Source organism: Streptomyces sp. NTH33 (assembly GCF_003236365.1).
Lineage (GTDB): Bacteria > Actinomycetota > Actinomycetes > Streptomycetales > Streptomycetaceae > Streptomyces.
On the sequence record NZ_POTZ01000255.1, the window covers coordinates 1 to 10,369 of the forward strand.

The 10,369-nt window shown below is 71.2% G+C and carries 7 protein-coding genes, 1 tRNA gene and 2 pseudogenes; 7 read left to right on the forward strand and 3 right to left on the reverse strand.

Annotated features, from left to right (window positions below):
- Nucleotides 1-334: pseudogene (locus C1I97_RS22805) on the forward strand (transposase family protein); the annotation flags it as partial.
- A gap of 111 nt (nt 335-445) precedes the next feature.
- Here the strand turns inward: C1I97_RS22805 and C1I97_RS22810 are convergent.
- Entirely contained in the window at nt 446-1,165 is a 720-nt protein-coding gene (locus tag C1I97_RS22810) for a pentapeptide repeat-containing protein (protein ID WP_258382698.1), read from the reverse strand.
- Between the two features lie 231 nt (nt 1,166-1,396).
- Here C1I97_RS22810 and C1I97_RS22815 point away from each other — a divergent pair, with 231 nt between their 5' ends.
- From C1I97_RS22815 to C1I97_RS22830, 5 genes and pseudogenes are all read left to right on the forward strand, one after another.
- Nucleotides 1,397-1,804, forward strand: coding sequence for a YciI family protein (locus tag C1I97_RS22815; protein ID WP_111005058.1), 408 nt, complete (start codon nt 1,397-1,399; stop codon nt 1,802-1,804).
- Nucleotides 1,801-2,988, forward strand: coding sequence for an RNA polymerase sigma factor (locus C1I97_RS22820; protein ID WP_111005059.1), 1,188 nt, complete (start codon nt 1,801-1,803; stop codon nt 2,986-2,988). Before C1I97_RS22815 ends, C1I97_RS22820 begins: the two co-directional genes overlap by 4 nt.
- A 65-nt stretch (nt 2,989-3,053) precedes the next feature.
- Nucleotides 3,054-3,305: pseudogene (locus C1I97_RS43000) on the forward strand (ISAzo13 family transposase); the annotation flags it as partial.
- Nucleotides 3,306-4,468: 1,163 nt separating this feature from the next.
- Nucleotides 4,469-4,960: a sortase gene (locus tag C1I97_RS22825; protein WP_111005060.1), complete on the forward strand. Its 492-nt coding sequence runs from the start codon at nt 4,469-4,471 to the stop codon at nt 4,958-4,960.
- A 148-nt stretch (nt 4,961-5,108) separates the two neighbouring features.
- On the forward strand, nt 5,109-5,759 hold the full coding sequence (locus C1I97_RS22830; RefSeq protein WP_111005061.1) for a class F sortase: 651 nt from the start codon (nt 5,109-5,111) through the stop codon (nt 5,757-5,759).
- A gap of 208 nt (nt 5,760-5,967) precedes the next feature.
- Here C1I97_RS22830 and C1I97_RS22835 read toward each other — a convergent pair whose 3' ends face one another.
- Together C1I97_RS22835 and C1I97_RS22840 are read right to left on the reverse strand one after the other, a co-directional pair.
- Nucleotides 5,968-8,268: a hypothetical protein gene (locus C1I97_RS22835; RefSeq protein ID WP_111005062.1), complete on the reverse strand. Its 2,301-nt coding sequence runs from the start codon at nt 8,266-8,268 to the stop codon at nt 5,968-5,970.
- A gap of 3 nt (nt 8,269-8,271) precedes the next feature.
- Nucleotides 8,272-8,343 (reverse strand) — tRNA-Pro (locus tag C1I97_RS22840).
- A 1,202-nt stretch (nt 8,344-9,545) separates the two neighbouring features.
- Between C1I97_RS22840 and C1I97_RS41680 the strand changes: the two genes are divergently transcribed.
- The coding region (locus C1I97_RS41680) for an SAM-dependent methyltransferase (RefSeq protein WP_258382699.1) at nt 9,546-10,369 on the forward strand (824 nt) is incomplete at its 3' end.

The window sequence follows — 10,369 nt, forward strand, 5'->3', positions numbered from 1 at the left end:
AGATGTGCATAAGAGACAGCTCGACGCCAGGGCCACGCGGGCGGAGCTTTTCCTGCCTGCGCCCGTCGCCGACACGAACAACGCCCGCGTCACCACCCGGCGCAGGTTGAAGGATCTCCCGTTCGGCGGGCAGAGCGTCGTGATCCGGCTGACGGTCCGGCGCTTCATCTGCGCTGCAGGTGACTGCCCGCGCCGTACCTTCGCCGAGCCGTTCGCTCGGCTGACCTCCCCGTACACGCGCTGCACCACGCGGCTCAACCACGTTCTGGAACGTGTCGGGCTCGCGCTCGCCGGACGGGTCGGCGCCCGCCCGGCAGGCGGATGGCAGGGGTGAGTTGTTGCTCCGGTGACAGTGCCGGCGGCTCAGCCGGTAGCCGCTGACCGTCAAGCCCGGGGCGGGGTTGCTGGGTAGGGGATCGCGTAGAAGGCACCCCGCACGGCGATGTCAGGATGCGGTCGGGTGCCACTCAGGGGGCAGCAGCAGTCCGGTCGGAAGAGGCGGCCCGCTCAGCGGGACGAGGCCGGATGGCGCTACGCCGCTGGCACGACGAAGGTCGACCGTACCGCCTCCGAACTCCGCGCCCCCGAAGCTGACCGCATCCCCGGAGAACTTCGTCCGGTCGAAGCTGACTGTGCTGCCGGAGAACTCGGCATGGTCGAAGCTGACCGTGCCGTCGATCAGCGCACTACTGAAGTCCACATAGCTTCCCGAGAACCGGGCGCTGTTGAAGGGGACCCGGCCGGAGAACCGCGCCGAAGCAAAGGAGACAGAGCCGCCGGAGAACACCGCGCCGGAGAAGACTCCGCCGTCGAACGTGGCGCCGGTGAAGTAGAAGTCGTGGCCCTGCCAGGAGTGCGGGTGTTCGGAGGGCAGTCGCAGGTGGTCGCGGATGAGGCGGACGACGGTGTGCCGGACCTCCCGCAAGGCCAGGTAGGCATGCCGGGCCTCTGTGCCACCTGCCGGGAGGTCGGCCTCGGCGGTGCAGGGCAGGCGGAGATAGGCGCACAGGACGTCGATGCAGGTCTGGCGCAGCACGCGAGTGGGGGCGTCGTCGGCGAGTCCTTCGGCCCATGGGTCCTGCGCGCCGGGGCCGCGGTCTTCGTCGGCATCCGTCTCGAACTGGGACTGCCGGTGTACCCCCGCACCCGCAGGGATGGTCCCCACGGCCCGCCGCGGCAGCCGGCGTGCTCCCTGTGCCCGCGGGGCGCCTGCCGAGTGGACACAGCCGGCGGACCCGCCCAGTCACGTGGATCCGGGCATCGTGAGACGGCTTGCCAGGGCTCACCCATGAGAGCCCAAAAAAGTTCGGGCGGTGATGTCGAGAACCCGTGACTGGCTCCGTCCCCGAGGTGAACGCGACCACAATGGGTCGCATCAGCACCAGGGAGAGACACGATGGCGAAGTACTTGCTGCTCAAGCACTACCGCGGCGCTCCGGCTGCGGTCAACGACGTGCTGATGGACCAGTGGACGCCGGAGGAGATCTCGGCGCACGTGCAGTACATGCACGACTTCGCGGCCCGGCTCGAGCAGACCGGCGAGTTCGTCGACGGTCAGGCGCTCGCCCCCGAGGGCACGTTCGTCCGGTACGACGGTGAGGGGCGCCCGCCGGTCACCGACGGCCCGTTCGCCGAGACCAAGGACCTCATCGCCGGCTGGATGGTGATCGACGTGGACAGCTACGAGCGCGCCATCGAACTGGCCGGGGAACTGTCGGCCGCCCCCGGGGCGGGTGGGAAGCCGATCCACGAGTGGCTCGAGGTACGCCCGTTCCTGGCCGCGCCGCCCACCATCACACAGTGACCTCATCGACGAACGAGGCCCTGCTCCGCAACCTCACGCCGAGCGTGCTCGCCATCCTCGTCCGCCGCGGAGCCGACTTCGCGGCGGCCGAGGACGCCGTCCAGGACGCGCTTCTCGAGGCGGTCCGCGTCTGGCCGGCCGATCCCTCCCCAAGCTCTTCGAGCAGGGGATACCCCCTGCGGGATGCGAAGGGCTGGCTGGTCACCGTGGCCTGGCGCAAGTTCCTCGACGCGAGGCGGGCGGACACCGCCCGCCGCCGGCGTGAGGACCTCCTCGGCGAGGAGCCGGCGCCCGGGCCCGCGCCCGCGGTGGACGACACGCTCCAGCTCTACTTCCTGTGCGCCCACCCGTCGCTGACGCCATCGTCCGCGGTCGCGCTCACGCTGCGCGCCGTCGGCGGGCTGACCACCCGCCAGATCGCCCAGGCCTACCTGGTGCCCGAGGCGACCATGGCGCAACGTATCAGCCGGGCCAAGCGCACCGTCTCCGCCGTGCGGTTCGACCAGCCCGGCGACGTCGCCACCGTGCTGCGCGTCCTCTACCTGGTCTTCAACGAGGGCTACTCCGGCGACGTCGACCTCGCCGCCGAGGCCATCCGGCTCACCCGGCAACTCGCGGCCCAGATCGACCACCCCGAGGTGGCAGGGCTGCTCGCCCTCATGCTGCTCCACCACGCCCGGCGCGCCGCCCGGACCGCACCCGACGGCAGCCTGGTACCACTTGCGGAGCAGGACCGCGGCCGGTGGGACACCGAGTCGATCGCCGAGGGCATCGAAATCCTGCAGGCGGCCCTCGCCCGCGACCGGCTGGGCGAGTTCCAGGCCCAGGCCGCCATCGCAGCCCTCCACGCCGACGCGCCCACCGCCGAGGAGACCGACTGGGTGCAGATCGTCGAGTGGTACGACGAGCTCACGCGCCTGACCGACAGCCCCATCGTCCGGCTCAACCGCGCAGTCGCCGTCGGCGAGGCCGCCGGACCGCGCGCCGGCCTGGCGGCACTCGCGGCGCTGGACGCCTCACTGCCCCGCTACACCGCGGTGGCGGCGTACCTCCACGAGCGCGACGGCGACCCGGCAACGGCGGCACGGCTGTACGCCGAGGCGGCCCACAAGGCACCCAACCTCGCCGAACGCGACCACCTGACGCGCCAGGCCGCCCGGCTCAACACCCACCGGCATCGCTGACGGGCCGCACGGGGAACGTCCCACAGCACTCGGCGCGGTCCCATGGCCAAAGCGGCCGCCGCACCCCGGCCACCCGGCCGGCAGCGGCACCGCGGCGTCCTGAGGCTGCAGCACTGCGCAGCCCGGAACTGACCGGCGTGCCCGAAGCGGGACCGGACCACCTCGTCGGCGAACCGGCACCTGGACCGGCCGGGTTACGTGAACGGCAACGGCTCCGCCAACGCGGCAGTGCACGGCGCCGCGCTCCCGGAGCAGGCGTCAAAGACAAACCGACCACGGCCAACCGCGTCCTGGCCACTGTGCTCCACCTGTGCAAACCCTGCCCCCGAGGCCGAGGGCAAGCCTCTGCCTCCACTGCAGCAGAGAGCCCGCGCGACCGCCGCCCTGCGTTCCTCGCAGGGCACCGCTCCGACCGACTCTGCCGCCCCTGGCGATCCCGTCTTCCTGCCCGTCGACCAGTGGGGCAACCTCGGTGCCACCCGGCTGTCGCCGGGTCGAAGCCGTAGCCGTGTGTCCTGCGCTCGGTGAGGCCGATGACAGCGGTCTCGTTCTCCGGATCGGTGGACGGCGCCGATCTGACGACGGGGTAGTCGAACCCGTTGTCGCGCAGGCAGCGGCGCTCCAGCGCGGACAGGGCGTCCTCGATCACTCGCTGGGTACGGGGCCAGGTGCCGCTGTGCGTGACCAGATCGATCGCCGATGTGCTGGGGCGGGGAGCGGTCCCGTGGGCCGGCTGGTCGCGTGCTGTTCCGCGCAGCTCGTCAGGCCGATGCCGAGCACGACTCCTACCAGGGCGGTCCGCGCCAGGAGCGCGGACCGCCGGTTGGTGCGAAGACTCACGAAGAGCACTACTTGTTGGAGCTGATCACGTCGTTGAAGCCGGCGTCGCCGTACAAGTCGGCGGTTCACCGCAGGGAGCCGCGGAATCCGCGAGAGCTGCAGGCCTTGTCCGCGGTCACACGGACGGGTCGGCGGCGCGGCCGGCCGAGGCCGGCGCGAGGAACGCGAATCCGTTCCAACCGAGGCCGTGCGCAGACGCTGTCGTGACGCTGGACCGGTGTCACGAGGATGGCGAGGAGGCGGCCCTTGCCGTTGCGGGCGAGGTGGATTTCGGCGGTCAGCCCTCCGCTGCATACGCGTCCGCAGGGGGTGGCGTCAGCACGCGTGCCGTGCACGACGCCCGGCCCGCAGGGAGGTCACGCCGCCCCCGGCGCGGCTGCCTGAGGCAGACCACACCGTGCAGGACCGCCCAATCGACTTTCACCGTTATGGGGACGGAGCGGTGGGTGATGGGTAGTGACGATCTCCGCGTCGGTGACCTGCGTAAGCGATCAAGAGGGAACGCCGCGGCACCTGACTGGGCGACTCGTTTGGCGATCCGTCAGGTTGCGGAACTGTCGGACTGTCGGTTGCCTCGTGAGCGGAACACAGGAGAGGCGCCGCGCAGACAGGCCGGACACCGTCCCGTTGGAGGATTCGCATGCGTTACACACACATGGGTGCAGGTATCGTCCTGGCTCTCGGTGCCCTCGGACTGCAGATCCCGGCCGCCGCCGCTGATGACTCGGATGTCCGTATCGACCCGTGGAATGCCTACCCGGGTTCCACGGTCACGGTCAGTACGAGGGCCTGCGCCACTGACGCGGACTACGGCAAGGGCTGGTCGGAGGTGGGAGGAGAGTTCCACCTCTTCGGAGGCGACCAGGAGGGGGTCCTCACCGGCCAGTTCCAGATCCCGGAAGGAACCAGGCCGGGCAGCAGCGACACAATCACCCTGAAGTGTCCGCCACGGACCAGGGTCACGGAAACGTACCGGGTCACCGGCCGCCCTCCGAGCGGCTCGGTCAGAGCCGGCTTCGGACCGGCCGAAGACACCGGTATGGGAATCGCCCTGGGCGGTGGGCTGCTCGTCACGGCCGCCGCCGGGGGTGTGGTCTGGATGTGCCGCCGCCCGAACGGCAACCGGACCTGACCATCCGACTTTGCCGGCCGGCCCCGTCCGCTTCGGCCTGTCACCGGCCCCCGGAACGGAATGGATCCGGTGGCCGCGAGGTCCGTCCACCGCGAAGCCCGCACCACCCGCTGCAACACACCCGCCGTGAAGCAAAGGTTCAACCGCGATGGCACCCGGACACCACACCAGCGCTTCCCGAGATCGGTTCGTCCCCGCAGTGCTCCTTCTGGCCTGCGCGACGACGGCAGGTGCGGTGCTGCTGATCAGCGGGGTGCGCGACGAGAAGCCACCGCAGCCATCGGCGGCCCAGGCCTTCTCGACCTCTGCGGACTCCACCCGCCCCACGGTCCATCCGCTGCCCCCCGCGGATCCGGTCCGGCTCCGGATCGCCGCCATCGGCGTGAACGCCCCGATGACACGGGTGGGCCTCGATGCGGCAGGGGCGCTACGGACTCCACCACCTGGCAAACCCGGCCTCGCCGGCTGGTACGGCGACGGCACGGCTCCCGGCTCGGCAGGAACCGCCATCGTCACCGGGCATCTGGACATACCCACCGGCGACCCCGGTGTCTTCTACAACCTCGGCGCCCTGACCAAGGGCGCCACCATCGAGATCAGCCGGGCGGACCGGCGGACAGCGGTGTTCGCCGTCCGTGCCGTCGAGCTTTACGACAGGAAGAAGTTCCCCAGCAAGAAGGTCTACGGCAGTTCCGGCCGGCCCGAACTCCGGTTGATCACCTGCGGTGGCGGCTACACCAAGCGCACCGGCTACCTGAGCAACGTCGTGGTCTACGCGACGCTGACCGCGGTGACGTAGCCGGCCGAACGGGCGCTGACCGCTGGACGCGGACGCCGACTCCTGCGCAGGCACAACGTCGCCCGCCATCCACTCGGATGCCTTACCGCGACGGTTACCGGGACTCTTGCAGAAAGCCCCGGCGTTCACGCCGGGGATGAATGCGGAACCCGTGTCGAACTCCGTCCACTCAACCAGTCCGGACCCCTCCGTGTCTGCGCTTCCGCCCTCACCGCATCCAGTGCCTGTCGGTGCTCCACCCCAGGAAGCGCCGGGCGTGGCCACCGTCCGCCGTTCCCTCACGGTCAAAAGCGCCGCCCTCGACGACCAGGGCCAGGCCCGCCAGGGCGGGGGCCAGCCGGGTTGCGACATGGGCGGGGTGGCGGGCCGTCTCCTCGTCCAGACCTGCGATGATCCGCCGCTGTTCCTCCGGCGGGCACAGGGACAGATGGAACACCATCTGGCGCCACGCGTACGCAGCGTCCTTGATGGTGCCCCATGGCCGCGGGTTGCGGTGCACACGGGAGGCCAGCCGGCACACGGTCACGAAGCAGCGGCGCGCCAGGCCGGCCCAGCCGGGCCGCGGGGCGATGCCCGCCCGGTGGACCAGCGTGGCCAGGTTGTGCGTGGTGAGGATCTGCGCCTGCTCGATCACCGTGCCGTTCGCCGCGACCGACCAGGACCGCGACGCCGTCCCGGCCCGCTCGGCGCACAGCCGCGCGAAACCGGGAGAGGTGCGGGCATCGTGGGAACGGGTCAGGGCCGCACCGGTCTCGGCGATCGCCAGGTTGCGGATCGCCGCGTAGTCGATGCCGTGGTAACGCTCGTACAGTGTGCCGTCGAGCAGTTCGCCCGCGATCCGCGCCGCCGTGAGGAACTTCGGGCTGAACGTGCCCATGAAGATGTCGGCGGCCAGCTCCTCCACGAACGGGGCGCCCAGATCGCACTGGCGTTCAAGAACGCCGAACTCGCGGACCAGCGGGTTGGGCAGGATCGTGCCCGGGAAGGCCTGCACGGCCAGCTCGCCCAGCTGCCGCAGCACGACGAGCGCGCCTTCGCCGTCCGGCTTGCCCAGCACCGCGGATCGCTGCCCCGACACCGCCCGTACCCAGGGCAATTCCTCGACGCGCACCTGCCGTTCCAGGTTGAGCAGGAGCAATGAGCGGCGGCTGCGGAACGCCCGGTAGTTCGCGGCCATCAGCGCTCGCAGCGTCTCGTCGTCGTACGCCTGCGCGGTGGTGGCGGCGACCAACTGCGGCACCAGTTCGGCCAGGACCTCAGCGGACGGGACGACGCCCCGCTCCACGAGCGTGCCGAGCGGTGCGCTCAGCGCGGACTCGACCACCTGGCGGATCGTGGGCGGTACGACTGCTCCGAGGGGCAGGCCGGTCTCCCGGCTCTCCTCCTCGGTCACCGCGCCCAGGATCGGGGCGACATCGGTGATGCCCGTCTCCTGCGGGAGTACGGCGAGCCGACGCAGCATCAGCTGGGCCAGGGCGTGGTGGGAAGGAAGCGCTGCCTGCTCGGCCTGGCGCCGGCGCAGGGCTGTGTGCGCAACGGAGCCGGGCAGACCGCGCCGCCGCACCATGGACTCCACCGCATGCCGCAGCAGACCGAGCCGGCGCGCGTCCAGCGGCCGTCCGGCGACGGTCTCCTCCAGCGCGCCGCGCAGAATACCCAGATTCTCCTTGGGGTTGCGGTGCTTGGTACAGCGGGTGTGTTCCGCGGCGAGCAGCCGGTAGCGGCCGAGCAGGACCTCGCCGTGCGCCAGCCAGTCGGCATCCGGGACGAGTTCGAGGACCCGTCCGTCCCGTACCGTCCGCAGCCAGTGGACGAGCAGCTCGTCGCCGAACGGCTGCCATACGGCGAGCGCCTCGCGCTGAGTCTCGACGGCCGCGTTGGGCTGCCGCCCTCTCAGGGTGTCAGCGGCCTCGGAGACGGTGTACCGGTGGACGGCCGCAGTGGCGTCCGGCGCAGGCCCGTCCGCCGGGCGGGGCAGGAACCGCAGCCGGTCGGCGAACGGCTCCAGTTCCGCCACGAGGCCGAGCGCCGCGTCGGTCTCCCCGCGCCGGACCAGCCAGGCCATGGTGAGCAGCGCGGCCTCCTCGGGCACACCGATCCCGTAGTGGCCGCTGTCCAACCGGGCCCACAGCCAGGCGAGTCCGGGCTCGGTGAGGCAGTGTGCGAAGAGCGCGCGCCGCTCAGCGGGCACCCCGAAACTCCGCGCGGCCTCGGACTCGTACGTCTGGAGCGGGCCGCCCGCGCTCGCGGTCCCGGTGGCGAAGCCGCCCCGCAGCACCTCAAGGGTCACCCAGGGCGGAAGCCCGTCCACGGGCGTGCGCGAACCGACCGACAGCCGGCCTGCGGCCATTCCCGCGAGGACCTCCCACCAGTGCTGCCCGCGCACCTCGGCGCGGCGCCGGGTGCCGGCGTCCTCGTGGGTCAGCGCGGTCGTGAAGGCCTTGGCCGGCTGGGCCTCCGGATAGGACGGGGCCGCGGTGAGAGGCTGCTGCTCAGCGTTGTCGTTCATAAGCCGGCGTGGCAGGTTCCGCCCCTGCGCCCTCCGGGTCCCGAGCCCGGTGCTCTGCTGCTGAGCTACACGCCGATGAGGGCAGACGTTAGGCGCCGGGACGATCACCGTACAACCGGGTTTTCTTCGGGTCGCAAGCCCCGAGCGCATCACGAAGGAAGCTGATCCGGAGCTGCACAGCGAGTTGCAGATCGTGTGGCGGCAGGACTGGCTGCAGCGCGTGTGCTGTTCGGAGAGGTTGGTGACGCGGCCGGCTGGGGTTTGGTCGCCGATTTTGGTGTGGGGTCGGTGGCAGTCGTACCAGTCCAGCCAGCCGGGAAATGCTGCCTGGCGTTCGGCGTCCGAGGCGTAGGGCTGGTGGTGGGCCCGTTCGAGATTGCTACGCGCACCCAGCTCGGTCTCAGCGAACACATCGTTCGGCACTGCCGGCCACCTGCACGTGCCGAAGAACTTCGGCCCCGACGAAGGCCCTCTTCACGGATCCCAAGATCACGGCATCCACTACCGGCGGGCGGAGACCCTGGACGGTCATGGGCGGGTGCGCACGCGCACGGGCTCGGTCCGCTGCGTCGCGGTGACGGTGCGTGGGACGCCGCAGGCGTGCGGCGGGCTGGTACGGCTCTTTGTGGGCTGAGCGCCCCGTCCCCGCCGTCCGGCTCGCGCCCGGCGGCCATCGACGGCTGTACTGCGTACGCCTACCTTGCCCTCACCCGCGCGGCGGACATGTGTCGGTCGTGACGGGTCCCGAGGAGATGGGGCAGGGCGATGAAAGCAGTGCTCCAGGAGCGGTTCGGGCCGCCGGACATCCTGCGGCCGCGCGGATCAAGGCGGGCATCCTCAAGATGCCGCTGTGGACCACCTCGCACCCGACCTTCGGCCTGCCCAAACGCAGGCGCCGCCTGGCCCCCGCGCCGGATGCGGCCGCCGAGAAGGCGGTCGCGGAGCCGCCTGGGGTGGTCCGCGGGGACAGCACCGCCACTGATCGCTTCGACACCAGCCGGTTCGAGGCCGGCCGCGACCGGCCGGCCTCGCCGGCGTACCGGCTGCTGGGCTCGGCCACCGCCGCCGAGGACGCCGTGCAGGACGCGTTCCTGCGCTGGCAGGCCGCGGACCGGCAGCGGATCAAGGTGCCGGAAGCAGAGCCCCGGCTTTACTCGGCGGGGGCGTCGGCCGCCCGGCGGTTGCGCTTCGGGGCTGTGAACTCCGGGCGTGTCATGGTCAGTTCGCATAGGTTGGGGGTGCTGCACTGGTCATCGCCCACCACAGGAGGCTCACCCGTGTCCGAGGACATCAGTCAGGACGGCGCCGGTTTCGCGACACGTGCCCGGATCGACACGACCAAGCCGCACTCGGCGCGGTTCTGGAACTACTTCGTCGGCGGCAAGGACAACTACGAGGTCGACCGGGAGATCGGCGACGAGATCAAGGGAATCTTCCCCGGGCTGGTCGACGTGGCGCAGACCAGCCGGCAGTTCCTGGGGAGGGCCGTCCGGTACCTCGTCGGTGAGCAGGGGATACGGCAGTTCCTGGACATCGGGACCGGACTGCCGACCGCCGACAACACGCATGAGGTGGCGCAGCGCGTCGCTCCGGACGCGCGGATCGTGTACGTCGACAACGACCCGATCGTTCTCACCCACGCGCACGCCCTGCTCACGAGCACGCCCGAGGGCAGGACCGACTATCTGGACGCCGACCTCTACGACCCCGAGGCCGTCCTGCGGGCCGCCGCCGGGACGCTGGACCTCACCCAGCCGGTCGGCTTGGTGATCCTCAACACACTCGGTCATGTGGGCGACTACGGGCAGGCCCGTGACCTGGTGCGCCGGCTGATGGCGGGGCTCGGGTCGGGCAGCCACCTGGTGATCAGTGACAGTACGGCGACGAGCGAGGGCATGATCGCCGCGTCCCAGGCGTACAACGCGAGTGGTGCCGTTCCGTACTACGTGCGCAGCGTCGAGGAGATCGCCGGGTTCTTCGACGGGCTGGAGCTGGTGGAGCCGGGGGTCGTGCGGGTGCCGGAGTGGCGGCCGGAGGCCACCGGGGAGCCGGGTGGGGACGGTGCCGCCGTCGACGCCTACTGCGCGGTGGGGCGCAAGAG